Source organism: Achromobacter pulmonis, assembly GCF_002885955.2.
Classification (GTDB): Bacteria; Pseudomonadota; Gammaproteobacteria; order Burkholderiales; family Burkholderiaceae_B; genus Achromobacter; species Achromobacter pulmonis_A.
Map to the genome: position 1 here is coordinate 702,325 of NZ_POQS01000003.1, position 19,812 is coordinate 722,136.

The 19,812-nt window shown below is 59.2% G+C and carries 22 protein-coding genes and 1 pseudogene; 14 read left to right on the plus strand and 9 right to left on the minus strand.

What is annotated here, in order from left to right; translation table 11 throughout:
• Positions 1–68: 68 nt before the first annotated feature.
• From C1I89_RS14570 to C1I89_RS14580, 3 genes are read right to left on the minus strand one after another with little or no spacing between them, the layout of a single operon-like run.
• Positions 69–1,724, minus strand: coding sequence for a PqiB family protein (locus tag C1I89_RS14570; RefSeq protein ID WP_102773457.1), 1,656 nt, complete (start codon positions 1,722–1,724; stop codon positions 69–71).
• Entirely contained in the window at positions 1,721–2,344 is a 624-nt protein-coding gene (locus tag C1I89_RS14575) for a paraquat-inducible protein A (protein ID WP_102773458.1), read from the minus strand. Before C1I89_RS14575 ends, C1I89_RS14570 begins: the two co-directional genes overlap by 4 nt.
• On the minus strand, positions 2,341–2,970 hold the full coding sequence (locus C1I89_RS14580) for a paraquat-inducible protein A (protein ID WP_102773459.1): 630 nt from the start codon (positions 2,968–2,970) through the stop codon (positions 2,341–2,343). The genes C1I89_RS14575 and C1I89_RS14580 overlap by 4 nt, the downstream gene beginning before the upstream one ends.
• Before the next feature lie 248 nt (positions 2,971–3,218).
• On the opposite strand from C1I89_RS14580, the gene C1I89_RS14585 reads away from it, so the two are divergent.
• Positions 3,219–3,773 (plus strand): TetR/AcrR family transcriptional regulator, encoded by a 555-nt coding sequence (locus tag C1I89_RS14585; RefSeq protein ID WP_258231432.1) that lies wholly within the window; start codon positions 3,219–3,221, stop codon positions 3,771–3,773.
• 183 nt (positions 3,774–3,956) lie between these two features.
• Positions 3,957–4,412 (plus strand): TolC family protein, encoded by a 456-nt coding sequence (locus C1I89_RS14590; RefSeq protein ID WP_102773461.1) that lies wholly within the window; start codon positions 3,957–3,959, stop codon positions 4,410–4,412.
• Between the two features lie 2 nt (positions 4,413–4,414).
• Here C1I89_RS14590 and C1I89_RS14595 read toward each other — a convergent pair whose 3' ends face one another.
• Positions 4,415–5,686, minus strand: a complete 1,272-nt coding sequence (locus C1I89_RS14595; RefSeq protein WP_047350851.1) for an IS256 family transposase — start codon at positions 5,684–5,686, stop codon at positions 4,415–4,417.
• 68 nt (positions 5,687–5,754) lie between these two features.
• Here C1I89_RS14595 and C1I89_RS14600 point away from each other — a divergent pair, with 68 nt between their 5' ends.
• Together C1I89_RS14600 and C1I89_RS14605 are read left to right on the plus strand one after the other, a co-directional pair.
• Entirely contained in the window at positions 5,755–6,657 is a 903-nt protein-coding gene (locus tag C1I89_RS14600) for an efflux transporter outer membrane subunit (RefSeq protein ID WP_258231433.1), read from the plus strand.
• Between the two features lie 93 nt (positions 6,658–6,750).
• Positions 6,751–7,596, plus strand: a complete 846-nt coding sequence (locus tag C1I89_RS14605) for a universal stress protein (protein WP_012251116.1) — start codon at positions 6,751–6,753, stop codon at positions 7,594–7,596.
• Between the two features lie 638 nt (positions 7,597–8,234).
• Here the strand turns inward: C1I89_RS14605 and C1I89_RS35875 are convergent.
• Complete coding sequence (locus C1I89_RS35875; RefSeq protein WP_231852732.1) at positions 8,235–8,390, minus strand: hypothetical protein; 156 nt, start codon at positions 8,388–8,390, stop codon at positions 8,235–8,237.
• 536 nt (positions 8,391–8,926) lie between these two features.
• Between C1I89_RS35875 and C1I89_RS14615 the strand changes: the two genes are divergently transcribed.
• Entirely contained in the window at positions 8,927–9,820 is an 894-nt protein-coding gene (locus C1I89_RS14615; RefSeq protein ID WP_012251115.1) for a LysR family transcriptional regulator, read from the plus strand.
• Positions 9,821–9,846: 26 nt separating this feature from the next.
• On the opposite strand, the gene C1I89_RS14620 is transcribed toward C1I89_RS14615, so the two are convergent.
• Positions 9,847–10,131 (minus strand): helix-turn-helix domain-containing protein, encoded by a 285-nt coding sequence (locus tag C1I89_RS14620; RefSeq protein ID WP_012251114.1) that lies wholly within the window; start codon positions 10,129–10,131, stop codon positions 9,847–9,849.
• A 107-nt stretch (positions 10,132–10,238) separates the two neighbouring features.
• Here C1I89_RS14620 and C1I89_RS14625 point away from each other — a divergent pair, with 107 nt between their 5' ends.
• The 3 genes from C1I89_RS14625 to C1I89_RS14635 all read left to right on the plus strand — a co-directional run bounded on the left by C1I89_RS14625 (position 10,239) and on the right by C1I89_RS14635 (position 13,788).
• Positions 10,239–10,856 carry a LysR substrate-binding domain-containing protein gene (locus C1I89_RS14625; protein ID WP_012251113.1) on the plus strand — a complete coding sequence of 206 codons (618 nt, stop codon included), beginning with the start codon at positions 10,239–10,241 and terminating at the stop codon, positions 10,854–10,856.
• 352 nt (positions 10,857–11,208) lie between these two features.
• Positions 11,209–12,015: a helix-turn-helix transcriptional regulator gene (locus tag C1I89_RS14630; RefSeq protein ID WP_012251112.1), complete on the plus strand. Its 807-nt coding sequence runs from the start codon at positions 11,209–11,211 to the stop codon at positions 12,013–12,015.
• A 525-nt stretch (positions 12,016–12,540) separates the two neighbouring features.
• The gene (locus C1I89_RS14635) at positions 12,541–13,788 is read left to right on the plus strand and encodes a multidrug effflux MFS transporter (RefSeq protein WP_012251111.1); all 1,248 of its coding nucleotides are present in this window, start codon (positions 12,541–12,543) and stop codon (positions 13,786–13,788) included.
• A gap of 657 nt (positions 13,789–14,445) precedes the next feature.
• Here C1I89_RS14635 and C1I89_RS14640 read toward each other — a convergent pair.
• Positions 14,446–14,913: a MarR family winged helix-turn-helix transcriptional regulator gene (locus tag C1I89_RS14640; protein WP_012251110.1), complete on the minus strand. Its 468-nt coding sequence runs from the start codon at positions 14,911–14,913 to the stop codon at positions 14,446–14,448.
• Between the two features lie 322 nt (positions 14,914–15,235).
• Here C1I89_RS14640 and C1I89_RS14645 point away from each other — a divergent pair, with 322 nt between their 5' ends.
• Positions 15,236–16,231, plus strand: a complete 996-nt coding sequence (locus C1I89_RS14645; RefSeq protein WP_041863145.1) for a polyprenyl synthetase family protein — start codon at positions 15,236–15,238, stop codon at positions 16,229–16,231.
• 161 nt (positions 16,232–16,392) lie between these two features.
• Positions 16,393–16,929: a TetR/AcrR family transcriptional regulator gene (locus C1I89_RS14650; protein ID WP_181390951.1), complete on the plus strand. Its 537-nt coding sequence runs from the start codon at positions 16,393–16,395 to the stop codon at positions 16,927–16,929.
• Positions 16,930–16,994: 65 nt separating this feature from the next.
• On the opposite strand, the gene C1I89_RS34100 is transcribed toward C1I89_RS14650, so the two are convergent.
• Both C1I89_RS34100 and C1I89_RS14655 read right to left on the minus strand, forming a co-directional pair.
• Positions 16,995–17,429 carry a hypothetical protein gene (locus tag C1I89_RS34100; RefSeq protein WP_012251107.1) on the minus strand — a complete coding sequence of 145 codons (435 nt, stop codon included), beginning with the start codon at positions 17,427–17,429 and terminating at the stop codon, positions 16,995–16,997.
• A 99-nt stretch (positions 17,430–17,528) separates the two neighbouring features.
• Positions 17,529–18,179, minus strand: coding sequence for a TetR/AcrR family transcriptional regulator (locus C1I89_RS14655; RefSeq protein WP_012251106.1), 651 nt, complete (start codon positions 18,177–18,179; stop codon positions 17,529–17,531).
• Between the two features lie 61 nt (positions 18,180–18,240).
• On the opposite strand from C1I89_RS14655, the gene C1I89_RS14660 reads away from it, so the two are divergent.
• From C1I89_RS14660 to C1I89_RS14675, 4 genes and pseudogenes are all read left to right on the plus strand, one after another.
• Positions 18,241–18,384: an AlpA family phage regulatory protein gene (locus tag C1I89_RS14660; protein WP_231852721.1), complete on the plus strand. Its 144-nt coding sequence runs from the start codon at positions 18,241–18,243 to the stop codon at positions 18,382–18,384.
• 33 nt (positions 18,385–18,417) lie between these two features.
• Positions 18,418–19,161 carry a ParA family protein gene (locus C1I89_RS14665; RefSeq protein ID WP_012251105.1) on the plus strand — a complete coding sequence of 248 codons (744 nt, stop codon included), beginning with the start codon at positions 18,418–18,420 and terminating at the stop codon, positions 19,159–19,161.
• Entirely contained in the window at positions 19,145–19,405 is a 261-nt protein-coding gene (locus C1I89_RS14670) for a hypothetical protein (RefSeq protein ID WP_012251104.1), read from the plus strand. The genes C1I89_RS14665 and C1I89_RS14670 overlap by 17 nt, the downstream gene beginning before the upstream one ends.
• Positions 19,398–19,793, plus strand: a pseudogene (locus tag C1I89_RS14675) (ParB family protein); the annotation flags it as partial. The gene C1I89_RS14670 and the pseudogene C1I89_RS14675, both read left to right, overlap by 8 nt.
• Between the last annotated feature and the right edge of the window lie 19 nt (positions 19,794–19,812).

Consider the following 19,812-nt stretch of genomic DNA (forward strand, 5'->3'; position numbering starts at 1 on the left):
TGGTGTTGAGGCGGTGCAGCCTGCCAGGCAGACGCCGAGCGCGATCAGGGTAAGACGGATGGGGCGATTCATTGCAGCGGCTCCTGCTGGGAAGAGGTAGATCGGGTTGCGCTGACCGTCGACGGGTTGCTGGGCCGGCCGCGCAATAGGGACTCGGGATGGCGTCCAAGCAGATCGGTCAGCACGCGGATTGATCTTGCAGTGCGCTGCACTTCTTGCAGGGTCTGGTCCAGGCTCTGTTGTAGCGGGGCATCTTCGACCAACATGCCTTGCGCGGTACCCAGCGTCTGCCGGGCGAGCCGCAGGGTCTTCGCTGTTTCGGGTAGCGTCTGATTGTTGACCTGCTTCAGCATCTTGCTTAGGTTCGCCAGTGTCGCATCCAGATTGCGTCCGATCGATTCGATCGGCACCTGGTCGAGTTTGCCGACGATGTTGGCGACCTGCTCCTGCACCCGGTCGAAACTGCCGCTGATGGTGGGTAGGGACAGTGGCCGCGCTGACTCATCGAACGCCACGTTGGGCGCATTTTGTACAAAGTCCAGCGAGATATACAGCTGCCCGGTCAGCAAATTACCCGAGCGGGCCTGTGCGCGTAGGCCATGCTCGACCATGCTGCGCAGAAACCGGGCGGCTCGTTGCTGTGTGTCGCCTTCGAGCAGGGGGAGTTTTTCCCGCACGCTGCCCAGGCGCTGCGGGTACACCACAATGCCTACGATGGTAGGGAAGCGGCGTTTATCTTTATCGTAGTCCAGGCTCATCGATACGACCTTGCCCAGATTCATTCCGGCAAACTGCACCGGTGCACCGACAGACAGACCAGGCAGCGACTGTTCGAATCTCAGCTGGATGAACTGCGCCGGGCCGTCCGGCTTAGCCATGGCGCTGGCCTGATCCGGCGCCAGTGTGTACTGCGTATGTTCGGGCGCTTCGTCGGCCTGACTGTACACGGGCGCCGCGAACGCGATGCCACCTGCGACAATCGTGGCCAGGGACTGCGTCTTGAGCTTGAGTCCCTCGGCACCCAGCGAGACATCCACACCGCTGGCATTCCAAAATCGGGTGTCGGCGGTGACGTAGCGGTCATAAGGCGCGTCAATGAATATCTGCAGGCTGACGTGTTTGCCATCGCTGTCGAGTTGGTACGAGGCCACGCGGCCTACCGGAATGCGGCGGTAATAGACGGGTGAATTGATGTCCAGCGAACCCAGGTCTTCGGTAAGAAGGACGAAGGACTTGCCGGGCGTTCCGCCTACCACTGTAGGGGGCGTTTCCAAGCCAACGAAGGCATTGCCCGTCTCTCGTTCGGCCCCGGCATCCGCCGCGACGTACGCGCCCGAAAGCAGCGTGTCGACGCCCGATATGCCTCCGACGCCGATGCGGGGGCGTACAACCCAGAAACGGGTGTCTTTGCGCGTCAAACTGGCCGCGCTCTTGGTCAGCGATACGGTGGCGATAACGTGCGAACCGTCGTCGCTCAGTGTGATCTCGGAGACGACGCCCACAGTTACATCTCTGTACTTGACCGGCGTCTTGCCGGCTTCCAGTCCGGCTGCCGTGGTAAATCTGATGGTGATCTCGGGGCCCGCCGACAGTATGGCATGAACCAGCATTGACAGGCCGATCAATGCGGCCAGGCCCGGTATCAGCCACACCAGCGAAATGCGTCGACGAGGGCCGAGGGGAGGATCAGCAGGTTCAGGAACTTGTCTGGATACGTCGTTCATTCTTTGTCACCATCCCAGATGAGGCGGGGGTCGAAATTCATGGCCGAGAGCATGGTCAGAATCACCACCACGCCGAAGAAGAGGATGCCGACGCGTGGCTCGATGACGCTCAGCCCCTGGAATTGAACGAGGGCGGCGACGACTGCCACCACCAATACATCGAGCATGGACCAGTAGCCGATAAGCTCGACCATGCGATAGAGTTTGGCCCGCTCATGCGGAGCCCGGCGGCTGCGGCGCTGCGACGCCGTCAACAGCAGCCCCAAGGCCAGAAACTTGCAGCAAGGTATGGCCACGCTGGCGATGAAGATCACCAGGGCGATGCCGTAAGAGCCCGACTTCCAAAAGGCGATGACACCACTCATGATGGTGCTCTCGCTGCCATTGCCGAACAGGCTCGTATACATGACTGGCAGCACATTGGCCGGAATGTAGAAAATCAGGCTCGCGATCAGCAAGGCCCAGGCACGCATGATGCTGTCGGGATGGCGACGGTGCAGCGTGGTACCGCAGCGCGGACATGAAGCAGGCTTGGTTTCGGTTGGCGTGTCTTCACAAACGAATGTGCAGACGTGGCAGGCGATCACGCCCAACTGACTCGCAAAAGGAGGACCGTTCATGCGTGCACCGTCTGGCATGAGCAGTCGCGGTCGGTCAGTTCCCAGAGCCAGTGGGTGTCGCGGTTGGCGATCAGCGTGATCAGCACCATCAATCCCGCAGTGGCCCAAATGCCGGCCCCCGGCACCACTTGGACGAAGCTGGACAGTTTGATGACAGCTACCAGGATGCCGAGCAGGGCCACTTCTATCATGCTCCATGGCCGCAGTGCGTTCAGCGCACGCAACACCTGCGCAAAGCCGGGGGCACGCCGGCCGAAATTGGCATAGACCAGAACCCACGCGAGCAGGCTGATCTGCATGGCCGGCACAAGAATAATAGACAAGGCGGTCGGCACGGCAATGGGTGCTGCGGCCCCGTGCGCCAGGGCGGCCGCTGACTGCCACAGCGTGGCTTCCTTGTGAAGCCCGTGCAAACTGATGCGGATGACGGGATATACGTTGGCGATGATAAACAGGATGGCTGCGGCCATGGTCAGTGCCAGCCAGCGGTCGGCAGTCAGATGGCTGCCACGGTAAAGAACCGCAGCACATCGCCCGCATCGTGCCGTATCGCCCGGAGCCAGGACGCGGCGCCGGTACACGCTGTCGCAGTGTTCGCAAACGACGAGATGAGGGTAGATTTTCATGAGGGCATCAAGGGGTGCTGAGTGCCACCGTCATAGCGGCTTGCATAAAAACGGACGAATTCGTCTACTATATCAATAAATAGACGATACAGTCTAATTTTGGATTACACTGATTCGGGTAATGCTCAGTCTTTTTGAGGTGACCGATGGGCAAGACAGTCATACCCGCTTCCGCCCGGCGCACGGCAGCGTCAGGTAAATTGGCCGCTGCCGCTCGCACGCCGCGCCAAGTACGAGGGCAAGCACGCGTGGACGGCATTCTCGATGCTGCGGCCGAGGTAATCGTAAAAGAAGGCCTGGCAGGGGTGACGATGCACGACCTAGCGCGGCGCACGCAAACGTCCATCGGATCGCTCTATTATTTTTTTCCGGATAGGGAGAGTGTGCTTGGCGCCCTGTATGAACGGCATCGGGCGGCTTCTCGAGAAATCAGCCGCCAACTTGCCGAAACCCCGGGTGAAGTCTGGCAGCAGCTTTCCACTGCCGACGCCATCGAACGGCTGGTAACACCCTACGTCGAATATTTGCGGCGTCATCCGGATTTCCTTCCGTTGATGCACAGCCGCCCATCTGAGAGTGACGCCGACTTCATCCGTACGGTTCGACAGGTGCTCGATGCACGCCTGCCAGGCGTCAAGCCCGCAGAGCGGGAAAGCTACGCGGTCATGTTACATGCCGTTGGAGCTGGCGCCATATGGATGGGGGTTCAGGCAGATCTGCCGCGCATCGACACCTATCTGCGGGAAATTCCCCGAGTGCTGACCGCCTATCTGGCCGCGATAGAAGCAGCGGCTCGCCGGTAACGGCCAAGCACTTGGAAGTTTTCATATTCAAAGCGATGCGTGGCCTTCGGTGGCCATAACGGATCGCAAGCGCGTATTTTTGGGGTTTCACACTATGGCGAATAAAGAGCAGCATCGGATCGTGATTGTGGGCGGGGGAGTGGCAGGTCTGGAGATCGCCTCTACGCTTGGCGGTCGTTCGTCGTGAATGATGAAGCGCGCGGTCTCGTGCAGGCGGCACTAGAAAATAACCGGGATTTGCGCAAAGCTGTGCTCAGCATTGAGGCCGCCCGCGCCCAGTACCGGATCACCCGCGCAGCCCGACTGCCGGACGTCGGCATTTACGCTGAGGGAGAGCGCCAGCGTGGCCCGGCAGATCTCAACCCAGACGGACAATCGGGCGTGCAAAGCAGCTATCAAGTCGGTGTAGGTTTGAACGCCTACGAGATAGACCTGTTCGGACGGGTCCGCAGTCTCTCTGAAGCGGCGTTGCGAGAGTATCTCGCGACGGAAGAGGCCGCTCGGACGGTCCAAATCAGCCTTATCGGCGAGGTGCTGGAAGCGTACATAGCCGCCGATGGGGCTCTGAGGCGGGGAGTGTCAGGATTTCTGTGTGTGAGGCTGTTGAATCCGTCACTCAATCGTGAGGCGGCTTGGTGATCTTACTGGCCCGATCTGGTAAATCGGTCCTCGTAGAGGATCGCAAATTGGTTCATCGCTGATTTCCAGTGGTTGGCCGCCCGCCCCCAGTCCGCGGTGATGTTGCGCAGCGCCAGCCAGATCAGCTTGGTGGCCGCCTCGTCGCTGGGGAAGTGGCCGCGCGTTTTGATGATCTTGCGCAGCCGTGCGTTCACGCTCTCGATGGCGTTGGTGGTGTAGATCACGCGCCGCACCTCGGGCGGGAAGGCGAAGAACGGGATGACCTTGTCCCAGGCCCGGCGCCAGGCGCTGACCACGGTCGGGAACCGCTGCCCCCAGGGGCCGGCCGCAAACGCATCCAACTCGGCCTCGGCCGCCTCGGCGCTCACCGCGGTGTAGATGGGTTTGATGGCTGCGGCCAGCGCCTTGCGGTCTTTCCATGACGCAAAGTCCAGGCCACCCCGGATCAGGTGCACGATGCAGGTCTGCAGCGTCGTCGCCGGGAACACTGCGCCCAGCGCCTCTGGCATGCCCTTGAGGCCGTCGGTGACGGCAATCAGGATGTCCTGCACCCCGCGCGTCTTCAGATCGTTGAAGACCTTCATCCAGAACTTCGCCCCCTCGGTGTTCTCGATCCAGATTCCCAGGATGTCGCGCGAGCCGTCAGGCAGTACGCCCAGCGCCAGGTAGACGGCCTTGGAGCGCACCACCGCATCCTCGCGAATCTTGACCCGCAGCGCATCGAAGAACACCACCGGGTACATCGCCTCCAGCGGCCGTGTCTGCCAGGCCGTGACCTCGCCCATCACCTCATCGGTGACACGGCTGATGAGCTCGGGCGAGACGTCCACCGAGTACATCTCAGCCAGGAAACCCTGGATCTCGCGCACCGTCATGCCGCGTGCGTACATGGCGATGATCTTGTCGTCGAAACCCGTAAAGCGCCGCTCGTGCTTGCCAATGAGCTGCGGCTCGAAGCTGCCTTCGCGATCGCGTGGGACATCGATGCGCAGCGCCCCCACATCGGTCAGTACGGTCTTGGTGCTCTTGCCGTTGCGGTGGTTGGCTGATCCGCCTGTGGGCTTGGCTTGGCCGGGCGCATAGCCTAGGTGATGACTCATCTCGGCGCCCAGCGCCCGCTCAAGAATTGACTTCTTGAACTGATCGAACAGCCCTTGGACTTGGCCCGGCGTCATGGGCCCGGTCACCAACTGGTCAAGCAGCTCGGCCGGGATGTGAAATTGCGGCTGTGCCGCCTGGTCCGCCAAAGCGGTGGGTTTGGTCTTGCGTGGCATTCATGCTCCTTGTCGACATGCTATGCCTCACACACAAAATTTCTGACAAGCTCCTGAGGCGGCTTCAGTTGACACAGGAAACCCTCACCACGCGTTTGGCTTCGCTGGAGCTCATCCGTAGTCGACATGATAGCGGGGTCGCCTCCACCCTGGACTACCAGGATGCTTTAGCGCTCACCGAGGCCGCAAGGGCGGACCTTGAACGCACTGAACGGGAGTATCAGCAAGCGCGCAACGCGCTGGCGCTGCTGGTCGGCAATGGCGCCGACCGCAACAGCTTGGTGCGCACGGTTGCCACCGGCCAGATCGTGTCCAGTGTCGTCGAGGCTGGCCTGACATCGGATCTGCTGACGCGTCGTCCTGATATTCGCGCTGCGGAATACCGCCTGATGGCGCGAAACGCCGATATTGGCGCTGCCCGTGCCGCGTTCTTTCCATCCATCACGTTGACCGGTGCATTCGGCACCGCCAGTAGCGAGTTATCGGGACTTTTTGATTCCGGCAGCCGGGCTTGGTCGTTCCTTCCGCAGATCAACCTGCCCATTTTCCGTGGGGGAGTCAATGTCGCCAATCTGGATTTGGCCAAGGTGAGACGGGATGCTGCTATCTCAGATTACGAGAAGGCCATTCAGCAGGCATTCCGCGAGGTCTCGGACGCCCTGGATGCGCGCCGGACCCTCGACCGCGAATGGCAAGCCCGTACCCGGCTCGCCGAGGCGAGTACGACCGGCCTGCGTCTGGCTGAAGCGCGGTACATCCAAGGCCTGGATGGATACATGCGCTTCTTGGACAGTCAACGAAGCAATTTCTTCGATCGGATTAGTTTGAGTGATGTATCTACGCAGTACCAGATCTCGCTTGTGCGCTTATTCAGGGCGGTAGGCGGTAGCTGGGATTCACAACAACTCGGCGATACCCCAGAAAGCATGGGTAGCACCGTAGTGACCGGATCGAAGGCAGAAGTGAATTAGATTGCCGGGCGTCGCTCTGGAAATTGGCAATGCATTCTTGCGACCTTCTTCAAGCTAGCGACCAATTCATTAATCAGCGAGTCAGGAGGAGACATGATGCATACGCTTAAGGATATCGCGGTATTTTTCGACGAGAGTGAAGCGGGACGACGCATCCTGGATACGGCCGCTCGACTGGCGGGATCACAGAATTCTCACCTGATCGCCATCACCACTACCAGATACACCGGTGCCCTTGTCGCGGACGGATTTGCCCGAGGCGAGGCTATTGCCGAGGTCATTCAACAACGACAGGCCCTCATGCATACGCACCTGATTCGCGCCGGGCAATACCTCGCCACGGTCGCCAATCGGTACGGCATTACCGCCGAGCTTCGCGTGATTCCTTACGGCGACCTGGATGTGGAGACAGGTTTGCGCTCGCTCTACTGTGACCTGTTGGTGGTCAGTCATCCAGACGCCCCTGGTGTTCCCTTCCCCTGGTCATCGGCCAGTGTGTTGCAACGGACGGGCAACCCCATTCTCATCGTTCCCCGCAGTTGGGGCACACGTCCCGTCGCCCGTCGTATTACGGTGGGGTGGAATGCCAGCCGCCAGGCTCGTCGGGCGGTCGCCGATGCGCTCCCATTGTTAATCGCCGCAGAATCGGTCAACTTACTCAGTATCGATCCAGAACACGAGGCCGAAGAGCATGAACCGGAGCCCGGCGCCGATATGGCCCTCTATTTGGCCCGTCACGGTGTGCGCGTAGATGTCCAACGCATCAGGTCGGACGGTAAGCCGACAGCCGAGGTGCTCGTCAGCCACGCCGCCGAGGTAAATTCGGACCTGATTGTTTTTGGTGCTTATAGCCGCCTCCGAATCAGTGAAGCCATCCTGGGAGGGGTGAGTCGCACGTTGCTGGCCGAGGTGCCGTTGCCCCTATTTGTGTCTCGTTGACCGGTTCGAGATAGCCATGCGACGGAATGCGAATACGGCTCCCATAGATGTACGTGGCGCTTCAAAGCGCGAAAGAACAAAGCGGCAACGCAATTGGCACCGCGACGCCCTTATCGCGGTGCTTCCGCCATCTGGAAGTAGCTCAGCGGAGGTGTTCGGTGCACATTATGCGCGCACGCTCGACGTAACTCTAATTGCCATTCTTCCAACAATCCCGATTTCGGACTCACATTCGCGTTTCACTCGGTCGCTCGCAATTGGGGCCGCGGGCTATCGGCTAAAGGAACTCGAACGTCGATACCAGATTACGATCGAAATCCTGTTGTTCGATCTCGACGTAGCGGTCACGCATCTTGCAACCCTTTCACGGCACGCGGAGTTGGTAGTCATAGACTTTGCGTACCCGGATTGCGTGCCTGCGTTGAGCTCGCCCGAGCGTTTGGCTGTAAACATGGCTTGCCCAACATTGTTCCTTGGCAAGGACGATTGGCCTTCTGAAAACAGGAGTGGACATGTGACGTAGTGGTCCTGAGTCGTATCGGTAAGGTTGTCGAACCGGCTTCGCCCGTCCGTAGCGGGATGACGGCATGCAGACTGCCGCCACTGTAGCGGCAGCCCTCTCCGGTCACATAGTCGCCCTAGAATTGGTATGCCTTCAGCGTCCCGGCGTTATTGGCATCGATCCGCTCACTGGCTTGCAGGTTGACGTTGGCAAAACCTAGTGTTAGTCGGCCCAGTTCGCTGATGCCGTCGGGCAGGCCGTTGTCGAGCCAGCAGAGTTTGAGCGCTTGCATGGTGGCGCCCAGCGGTCGCGCGAGCTTGGTCGGGACGATCCGTCAGATTGGGTGCGATCAACGCTACGAGGATGCTCATGATCACCACGACGACCATGATCTTGATTAACGAGAAGCCCCTGGTCTCTTCAAGTATCACGCCGCGTTGATCCGGGGATACAACGCCTTATGCTCAACTCTAGGTCGAATGATTTTGAACCTGAAAATATTCTCAAACTTTCGTGTCATTACGATGGTATTAATTCAGAATAATTTGGCCCTTAAAGCACCAAATAGAGCATTTGCCACAGCAATTGGCTCGAATTATCCCAAACATTAGTCACGTACTCGTAATACATACCAGAAGACCCGCGCGAGCATTGACTTTGGGGAGCATCATTCGCGTGATTTCTTCCTATACTAACGACAATCAACGGTTGGAGACTTCATTACATTCACAAGGTTTGAAGATACATCGGGTATAAAAATATCGTGATATTTGCCTGGCGCTTGCCAGGTCCATTGAATGTCATATGCAATTGAAATGGGGAGACCTCATGGATCTGCGGCACCTTCGGAGCTTTATGGCCGTCGCCGAGGAATTGCACTTCTCTCGCGCTGCAGAGCGACTACACATCGAGCCCTCGCCATTATCCCGAACGATCAAGGAACTTGAAGAGGAGTTAGGGATCGTCTTGTTCAGGCGTGACCGGCGCGGCACACAGCTGACGCACCCTGGACGAGTATTTCTTGACGAAGTACGCCATGTGTTCATGGCACTGAACCACGCCAAGCAAAGTGTGAAGGCGGCCGCGTCGGGCTACCGAAGCACTTTACGGATCGCCGTCTCCGACGGCGTGGCCCAGCCCCGTCTGGCTAGGATTCTAGCCCGCTGCCGCGAGGAAGACCCAGATATCGACGTGCGGCTCAGCGAAGTGCCGCTGTCGGTTCAACTGCGTGGGCTGCGCGACGGGACCTTCGACGCCGGTTTTTCCGGTTCCGCCGACGTAGGCGATGCCATCATCGCGCAACCGATCTGGTTTGACCCATTGGTTGTCACGGTGTCGACACGCCACCCATTACTGACATACAAAGAGATACCCCTGAACGAAGTATTGCGTTATCCGATTGTGATGTGCCATCCCGAGATATGCGCAGGATGCAACCATCAGCTCAAACGTATCCTGCGCAACGCAGACCGGGAACCGCTTGTCGTTGAATACGCCACGTCGGTCGACATGATGCTCACACTCGTAGCCGCCGGTTATGGTCTGGGATTCTCCACGACCGGGCATGTCGCGATTCGCCGGCACCCCGAGGTCGTTGCACGTGCACTGGACATTACCGGAGCTACACTGACGACGTATCTGTTGACACCCGAGATTGATCCGCCACCGCAACTGGGTGGGTTCATTGCCCGCGTTATGGAGAGCGCCGAGCTGTCCATATGAACTCTTTATGGAAAAGCGTCAGGCCGCTAATCTTTCGGTAAGTTGGCTTCGGTGGCCGCGATCAGTTCTGCGGCTGAACATTCCAAGGCCTTGGCGATTCTCAGGATGAGCACCAGGGTGGGCAGGTGTCCGCCCCGTTCGATTTTTCCCATATGGGAGCGTTCAATGCCTGCGAGATACGCCAACGTTTCCTGGGCCAAACCCCGCTGCATTCGCGCTGCGCGAACAGCGGCGCCGAAGGCTTGGGCCGGACCGCCTTCGAAGGTTTTACTGCCTCGGGGTCGCCCCTTTTTAACCGCACGCTTCTGCATCAGAAAAAGCGTCGACTATTAGCATAAACTAAACCACGTTAAATTTAACTTATCAGTGATCTTCCAACGGGCCGTTCGCACACCGTGAAGATTGGGGAAAGGCCGCCATGCGTGCGTGTACCAATCCGTCGCCGCTCAGAATCGCCGTGTCCTTCGGTACGCTATCGCCCCGACTAGCGTCGCTGCTGGTACACCAGCGCGCGGAGGAACCGCAGCCCCCCGTTCGGTTGCACGAGGTCGCGCTGGCAGAGCAGTATCGTGGCTTACTGGACGGCCGATACGATGGCGGCTTTGCGCTCACCAACTTCGCGGGATCACCCTTGCGCGCCCGCGTTCTTTGGCAGGAACAACTGGCTGTTGCCATGCCAGCGCAATCTCCTCTTCGGCTTTTCGATGCCGTGCCGCCGGAGGAAGCCGCGCGCTATCCGCTCATTCGATGGCAATCGCCGGCGTGCGAGCCGGTCAGCAGCATCGTCGACGCACTGTTCACCTCGCGCCCTGGTGGGGTCGCGGTGTGTTCCTACGAGCTGATGGCGATGCTGATTTCAAGTGGGTACGGGATTGGCGTCGGGGTGCACTCACGTATGGCGTGGATGCACACGCCGAACATCCTGGTACGCCCCTTGGCGGGTAGTGAGCCCGCCCTCAGTACATACCTTCTCGAACCTGAGTCACAGCGTCTGGCGGCGCTCGATCGTCTGGCCCAGCGGGCTCTTGCGTTCTGATCGATGCCAAAACTTATTGGAAGAGCGGCTTGGCGAGCACAGGGCCGGGATTGTCGAATACTTCCGCAGCGGGTCTGAGCAACGGCTTTGTCGAAGCCATGAACGTCCAGATCCAGGAGGCCAAGGCCAGACCCAAAGGCTATGCCACCCATGAGAGCCATGATCGCCATGGCCTACCTGCCGTGCGCCAGGCTCGAGCATTTGCCGCGCAATCCGTGGCTGGCGCTGACTGCGGCATGATCAGGTGATTTCACACGGATCGCCAGAGAGCCTGGAGAAGGCAGGAGGGGGCACTTATTTCCCATCGTATGATGGGGAATCGAACTGCTCACGATATACGGTGGAGTAAAGCATGCTTTGGAGTTTTAGCGCTGCAATAGCCGAGCCTTCAGTCTGGCATGACCATGTCATGTTCCAGCTTGTGCTATGTGGCGGCGAGTACGGGTGGGTGCAGACACAGGGGGCCGAAGTTCCATTCGCCGGGTTGAGAACGATCCTCATCCCACCAGGCACGCTTCATCGCTTTGCCGTTGAAACGGGCGAAATCGCTCATATGAAGGTCGTGTGCTTCCCGCCGAAAGATTTGCCTCGATATCTTCCGCCGCTGCATATTTCCATGCTCGACGGCCTCGCCGCGGCCGGCGTGACCGCCACAGACCACGATGGTCAAGAGTCCTGGATGAGACATTTGGCTGATTCAATCTCCGACGGATTTGGTATGGACGATATTTGGGCGCAGCGCTTACAATGGGGGGCTCTGGGATTACTGCTGACTCTGCACGCCAAGAAGCAGAACACCGCATGGGGACATACCCTCCTTCGCCATAAAGCCAAGATCAAGGAAATCATGTCCTGGATCGAAGGAAATCTCACGGAACACATTACGATAGAAAGAATTTCCGATCAGTTCGCGATCTCAAGAAGTTTGTTGACCCGCGAATTTCGCGGCCATACCGGAAAAAGCCTTGTGGGATATTGCAATGGCCGTCGTGTCCAGAAAGCGGCGATCGCGTTGGCAACCACGGAAGCCCCTGTAATCGATATTGCCCTGGACTGCGGGTTTTCAAATATCAGTCACTTCCATCGACAATTCAAGAGCCGTTTCGGGATAACGCCCGCGGTTTTCCGGCGCAAGATTTCGGAAGAAGGAAGTATTTGAAGTGGTGGATCGCGCAGCCTGAGGGTTAACTTCCACCGAGTAATCAGGAGCGTGCAGCCTTGTCATGTCGTGCTGCACCCGATCTCGATGCAATGGCATGGCCACAAAGTGGCCGATCGTACACATAACTCCTCCAATCCTGCACGACGCCAGTTTTTCTGGGGCTTATGCTGGCTCGCCTATCAGGATCAATGTGGGGGAGTCCTTCATGTCCCAAGCTGAACGTGCGCGCTCGCATATGCGGGCTGTGCCAAAGCGCTGGCCGTCCATGCGCAAGTCGACGGCTTACAGCAACAACGTCGGGGTGTCTTGCGCCTCGATGGCGCTCGATCCGCGCGGCGGTTTCGCTGGCGTGGAGATGCTCGCAAGCGTCTGTTCCCTGCCTCCCGCCACGCTTTTGCTCCCGATGGTTAGCGCTTTCATGACTGGCCAGCGTGACCAGCGGTGGATGCTCCACCCTGGCTTTTTACAGCCAGCGCAATGCCGGGCCATTGGTCGGCGATGCTGGGAACAGGGGCCTGCCCGATGACAAACAACGCCGTATCGGTCGGATTGCCGAGCGGTGCCGCTGCGGTGCGCCTGCTCGCTACACTCAGCCTGCTGTTGGCGTTCGGTAACGCTTCCGTCGAACTCTACCTGCCAGGCCTGCCGTCCATGGCGGCTGCGCTGCATGCCTCCCCCGCCGAGGCACAGTGGACGCTATCGTCGTTCCTGGTGGGCTTTGGCATTGGGCAGCTATTCTGGGGGCCGGTAGGCGACAGTTTCGGAAGACGCATCCCGCTGCTGGTAGCAATCTCCGTCTATATCGTGGCGAGTTTGGGCTGCATTCTATCCAGCAGCATCCACGAAGTGATTGCCTGGCGTTTGCTTCAGGCATTCGGCGCCTGCGCTGGTCCCGTGCTGGCCCGCGCGGTAGTGCGCGATGTCTATGGGCACCATCGATCCGCAGACATCCTGTCCCTGTTGTTGTTGGCCGCCAGTTTTGCCCCGCTGTTGCTGCCGCTCGCTGGAGGCGGGCTTCTCTGGTTTGGATGGCGGGCCATCTTCTGGGGGCAAGTCGCGTTTGGCGCGGTCGCGATGGTTGGAATGCTCTTGATGGACGAGACACTGCCCCAGGCCCGCCGCGTCTCGCTGAAACTGTCGCAAGTCGTTCTTGGTTATGCGCAGATGCTGCGCACGCGGCGCGTTCTCGGCGCCACGCTCGTCAGTGCCTTCTTCTATGGCGGCATCTACGCATTCGCAGCGGGCAGCCCTTTCTCCTACGTCACGCATTATGGCGTTCCCCCTTCGATGTACGGGTTTCTTTATGGTTTGAACGTCGTGGGCATGATGGCAATGTTCGCGGTGAACCGCAGGCTGGTCGTGCGCCTGGGCCCCGAACGGCTGTTGTTGTGGGGAACCAGCATCGCTGCCGCCGCCGGCGTTGTACAAGCCGTAGCCGGGTGGACCGGCTATGGCGGACTGTTCGGTCTGGTAGTGCCGAACGTCATCTTTTTCTCGATGGTCGGCTTCGTCACAGGAAACTCGATTGCGGTGGCCATGTCGGCATTTCCGCATCGCGCAGGTTCCGCCTCCGCCTTGGGTGGGGCCATGCAGTTCGGCGGGGGAGCGAGCGCCAGTGCGGTGCTCGGTCTGCTGGCCGACGGTACGCCCTGGCCCATGACACTCGTCATGGCGGTTTGCGGCTTTGGCGCGTTCGGCGCGGCGATCATGCTGCAGGAAGTCCCGGGTAGCGGCGTCGAGCGGGAAATCTTCCTGGCACCATTCAAGTAAAGGCTTGCCATGCGATTTGGCGTGCCGCAGCGCCTTATTGATCGATTCAACATGCTGCGGTGCTACGCGCAGTAGCCACGATTGCTCCTGGCGGGTTTGGGCGGCAGTCCAGGCCTCAGGCCGAAGAGGGCGTTGCTGAATCATGAGTGCTTCTCCTTATGCTGTAGATGACGTGCTAGCAGTCTAGGTTCGAGAGTCGCAGATGGGGTAGCGTTGATATTTGATGTTGAGCATAAGCGTTCTTGAATGCGGCTCTTGGTTACTCTTAGGAGTAACACGACGAAATTTCTGAAGTCTGTCCGGTCTGGACGGTGGTGCACCACTGGATTGCTGTAGAGGAACAACCGGCAGCGTGCACGTCATGTTCTATCAAGGCGGTGCGCCGGTGTGCGACGCTTGTGCCCACACGATGGAGTCCTCGAGCCTGCCCTTTGACGGAGACGGCTACAGGGCTACGTCAAATAACAATTCATGCGTCGCGCGCGTGCAGTAGCAGGCCGACGCGCCTATGCCGGTAAATTAACTTGCGATCATTGGCTGACATCTGTCCGCACAGCACATCGAAAGCGGTACCGCAGCCGCTCCATGCTGTGGGTGACGTGTCGTTCGAGCCGCGGCGCGGCGGGACGATTGGCCTGGTACGATTCCCGCCGATGGCTAGCGATTGGTTAGTTGTCGGTCGTCACGGCCGTTGACAATCATGCGCGTAAGGTATCGGCAAAGTAGGGTGGATTCGTCTTGGCTAAACCCTTGCAGGTGCTTGCTAAGCACGCGTCCGACGGCATGCGGGACTCTATGTGCAACTGCCACGCCTTTTACCGTCAATGTTATGTTGACCACGCGTCTGTCTTCTATGCTCCTCACTCTGCACACAAGAGACTTGGACTCCAGACGGTCCAGTGTGCGAGTCATGGAACCAGCGTCAATGTCGCTTAATGAGGCCAACTCGGCGGGGGTGCTCGCCATGCCGGCGGACACCAATACCAGCGGCATCCACTGACCCGCGGTCAGTCCGAGCGGCGCCAGTACCTCGTCCTGCGTGCGGAGCAACGAGAAATGCACCTGTCTAGTCATGGACAAGATGTCCTCGTGCTCTTCCTTACCGGTGTTTCGGACTGTTGTCATGTTGACGACTCGTAGCTCTTCAAGTTTGCGCCGCGAAGTACGCCAGGATGTGACCAAACTTGTTCGTCTGTGTACATATGACGTTCCAAAAATTCCTTATGGCTCGGGCCTGTCATTGACGGAAAGGCTCCGCTCCTGACGGCCGTGTGTGGACACTCATACCAGCTCGACAGCTGCATGCACGCAAGCTTAGGATGGAGACGTACATGTGCCGGAAACTCCGCAACTTAAGTTAGTATACGGCTGGATACTAATTTGGGTGAGGCGCCATGGCAATTAAATGTCTCGACCGCCCACCCCTTTACATGGATGGGCACACTTAATGACGCACCAATTAGCCGCCGTATCCCTACAGCTAGCGGACATCCAGCGCCTGGTGGCGTCCGACATGGGGCAGGTAGACGCCTTGATTCGAGGACGCCTGCATTCGCGCGTGGACTTGATCGTGGAGGTCGTCGAGCACCTCATCGCGGCGGGGGGGAAGCGATTACGTCCCATGCTCGTAATATTGGCCGGGCGGGCATGTGGTGGCCATGGCCAGGGACTGCATAAGCTCGCTACTATCATCGAGTTCATTCATACCTCGACCTTGCTGCATGACGATGTCGTTGACGAATCATCCATGCGCAGAGGCCGCAGCACCGCCAATGCCATCTGGGGCAGCCTGCCTGCAGTGCTGGTCGGGGACTTTCTCTATTCGCGCAGTTTCCAGTTGATGGTGGAACTGGGCAGCATGCAGATCATGCAGATCATTGGAAAGACGACGAACCAACTCGCCGAAGGCGAAATCCTCCAGCTGCTACACGTTCACAATCCAGATGTGGATGAGGCAGCCTACATGCAGGTGATCAAACACAAGACGGCTGTACTGTTCGCCGCAAGTACTACGGCAGGTGCGATCCTGGCGGGGGCCGATAGGGAGCTACAACGTCGGATGGAGGTATTCGGGGAGCATCTGGGCTATGCTTTCCAGATTACAGACGATGTACTTGACTATACGGCAGATGCCGAGCAATTGGGCAAGAATCTCGGCGACGACTTGGCCGAGGGCAAGGTGACGCTACCGCTGATCCACGCTATGAACTTCAGCCAAGGCGCGCAGCGCAATCGACTGCGGGAGATCGTGCAGAACGGTGGCATGGACGCGATGGACGTGGTGATGGAGGCCATACAGTCCACCGGTGCTGTCGACTACAGTCGGCGCCGAGCGCACGAGCACGCCCGGATCGCCGTTTCAATGCTGGGGGGAGTTGCGACAACCGACTCGGTAGCAGCCCTGCGGGCTTTAGCTGCCTACGCTGTGGAACGAAGTTACTAACTTGAATGCCTGGAGATAGAAGTGGAAACTCGGAATGCGCACTTCACATGAGGCAGGCCAGGAACGCGTCCTCGACGAGTAGACCAAAGGCTTCAACGCCTAAAACGGCAATCCTTGCGAGCGATAGAAAGCCCAAGCCACGGCGTACGCGGGATCCTGACATGCGTCGTGCCGCTATCCAGCAGGCGGCGTTAGACGTTTTTTCCGAGTGTGGCTACACCCGGGCGACGATGCGTGAGATCGCCCGCCGGGCTGGGGTTACGCATGGGTTGGTGCAGCGCCATTTTGGCTCCAAGGAGGCGCTGTTCCTTGCGACGGTGCCTGGGACGCGCGACTGGGAAAGTGTCATCATCCAAGAGGGCAAGGGAAGCCTCGCGGAAAGGATCGCTGCGGCATTCACTGACCGCGGCGAGGCCGGAACGGGCTTGGATGCACTTGTGGCCTTGCTCAGGAGCACAGCGTCCGATATCGGTGCAGCCAAGAAGTTGTACGGCGTTATGCGTGACGGCGGGGCGGCGCTTTACGAACCTTATCTGAAGGGCAAGGACGTCGCCCTGCAAAGCGATGTCATCCTGGCGGTAATGATCGGCTTTACGTTTAGTCGCCACGTTGCCGGCGGTGGGCGTCTCGCGGAACTTTCGACTGCGGATCTCAAACGATGCCTGGCACAAACGTTAGTAGGACTGTTGCCGCGTTGAGCTCTTATGCGAGTGAAGGCGTAGGGATCGTTGATCATCAAGTGCGGGTATGTGGCGTTGAATTATCAGGCATGTAGACGCTGACCGGAAAGGGTGAGGTTTACAATACGACGGTACAGCGTATCTCTATCTAGGTACGCCGGAGTACTTGAAGCGATCAGCCAGTTAGCGCGTAACGAATTAGGCTGCGCAATAGTTTCCTGGTCGAGCGTGGCGGCCCGCTTCGGGTCGAGCAGCGCGCGGATGGACAGCCCCCCTCCAGTAGAGCGCCGAGCAACTCTACCCGGGCCTCGATTCGTGGAGTAGCGCCATCGAAATACCCCGTATAAGGTCTCGCGTGTTTCTTTGTCGTCCCGCTGTATCAGTTCGGCTATCTCCGTATTACGTGCTGCCTCGACCGGTATCTCCGGCATTAGTGAGACACGACCGCTTCCCATGTGACGGGCGGCACGCATCAGAATCTGATCAACGATTGTGGAGGCGACATCGGTGCGTTGCATGACCACTTTCAGAATTGTCTCGATAAATGCACATCGGTTCTAGCCAGGGCCCACATTAAGAGTGCTGGGATTGAAAATCTGAGACACCTCGGCGCGACGCTATCGGTCCTTCCTCAAATATGAGTGGATAAAGCTGTTCACCACCATCTCGACCCATGCGGTCGTTTTTTGAGGTGATAGCGACTTGTCCGGATGGGTCAGGTTAAAAAGGTGCGGTTCGCTACGGATAGAACTGATGAAAACCAGCGCCAACTCCTCAGTTTTAAGTGCCCCAAGCTCCAGCTCTCTAGACGTTACGGCGATATCGAGATACCGAGCAACAATGGACACGACCGCATTCGGTCCAGCCTCGTAGAACTTATGGGCCAATCGAGGGAAGCGCGGAGCCTCCGCGATCACAATCCTGTACAGAGCCAGTTTCTCTGGCGTTAGCACGATATCGAGGTAGGCGGATCCCAGCGCTGCAAGCGTATCTTTGAGCTTGCCGGACTGGAAGCGGATCGCGCTCACTTTGTCCGAGAAGCTCTGGCATTCGGCCTCAATGACGGCCGAAAACAGCGTCTCTTTATTGGCATAATGCGCATAGACCGTGGATTTCGAGACACCGGCCATCTGCTGAATCATGTCAGTGGTAGCACTGAACCCATGCGTGAGAAAGACTTTTCGAGCTGCCTGGAGAACCGTGTGCGATTTTGAACCAGGTTCTGGGCCAAAATATCGCCCTGGCATGCCCTGAGCAAATGGCGTCATCTGGATACACCTCCTACTGATCGAGCCGTTAACATTCCGCCGTTGCTGGAGCTAGCATCCCATACCGATCGGTACAGTTCACATCTACAACCTGATGAAGGACGGCAAGTTTCCCAAAGCTTTGCGTCTTGGGATCCGGGCTGTGGGCTGGGACTCCGCCGAGATCGACCAGTGGATTGCCGACCGCCTTAATGAACGTGCTTGACTGTTCTCTAGTTGCAACGATGAGGAGCACGTCATGCTGGTAATCTCCGTGATATCCACCAAAGGCGGCGTGGGCAAGACCACCTCGGCAGCCAATCTCGGTGGCCTCGCCGCCGACGCCGGATTGCGTGTGCTGATGCTCGATCTCGACGTGCGGGCCACGCTGTCTTCCTATTACGAACTGGCTCACCGCGCGCCGGGCGGTATCTACGAGCAGCTCGCCTTCAACGAGCGCGACCTCGACCAGTTCGTGTCCCATACCGTCGTCGCGGGCCTGGACCTGGTGCTGATCGACACCCAGGGTGCACGCTCGGTGCTGTTGGAGATGGCGGTGCTCGCCTCCAGCCTGGCGCTGTCGCCCGTGACCCCGGAAATCCTCGCGGCCCGTGAGCTGCGGCGCGGTACCATGCAGTTGCTGGAGGACATCGCGCCCCCGCCGCTGCATCTGCTGCTCATCAATCGTGTTCACCCCGTGTCTGCCAACGCTCGGCTGATCCAGCAGGCGCTGCACGACTTGTTTCAGGATCACACGGGCATCCGCGTGCTGGGCACCGACGTGCCGGCCATCGAGTCCTATCCGCGCGCCGCAACCCGCGGCCTGCCGGTGCATCGCATTGAACATCGCCAGCCACCGGGCAGAGTCGCGCCCGCCGCGCTGGACACCATGCGCGCGCTCGCCGGCGAACTGTTCCCACAGTGGCAAGACAGATTTGCCCTCGTGTCCGGCCGTCCTTCCCGTTCTATTGAAACCGGGAGGCCCCATGGCGAACGCACATGAGCTGTCCCGTGGCCACAAGCGGCTGCGCGCCCTGATCGAGTTCGCGGTGAGCGAAGGCTGGCACGTGAAGCGCACACGGGGCGGACACCTCAAGTTCACCAAGGCCGGCTGCGCCGCCATCTATACCAGTTCGACAGCGAGCGACTACCGGGCCGACCTCAACGCCCGTGCGCAGATCCGCCGCGCCGAGCGCGAGGCGCGCATGGCCCGGCCTGCCAACGCTGAGGGATGCGGCCATGGCTGAGATGACCTCCCACGACATGGCCGGCAAGCTGCTTGCCGCCGGGTTCGAGCGAAGTGGGCCATCGGCCACGACCTTGAGCGACCCGATCGCCGACACACCGATGGTCGTGACACTGGATCAGTTGCGGCCCTACGACCACGACCCGCGCAAAAAGCGCAACTCGGCCTACGATGAAATCAAGGCTTCCATCCGCGAGCGTGGCCTGGATGCTGCGCCCGCCATCACACGCCGTCCTGGCGAGGCGCACTACATCATCCGCAACGGCGGCAACACCAGGCTGGCGATCCTGCGTGAACTCTGGGCGGAGACCAAGGACGAACGCTTTTTCCGCATATCGTGCCTGTTCCGGCCGTGGCCAGCGCGCGGAGAGATCGTCGCGCTGACCGGGCANGCGAAGTGGGCCATCG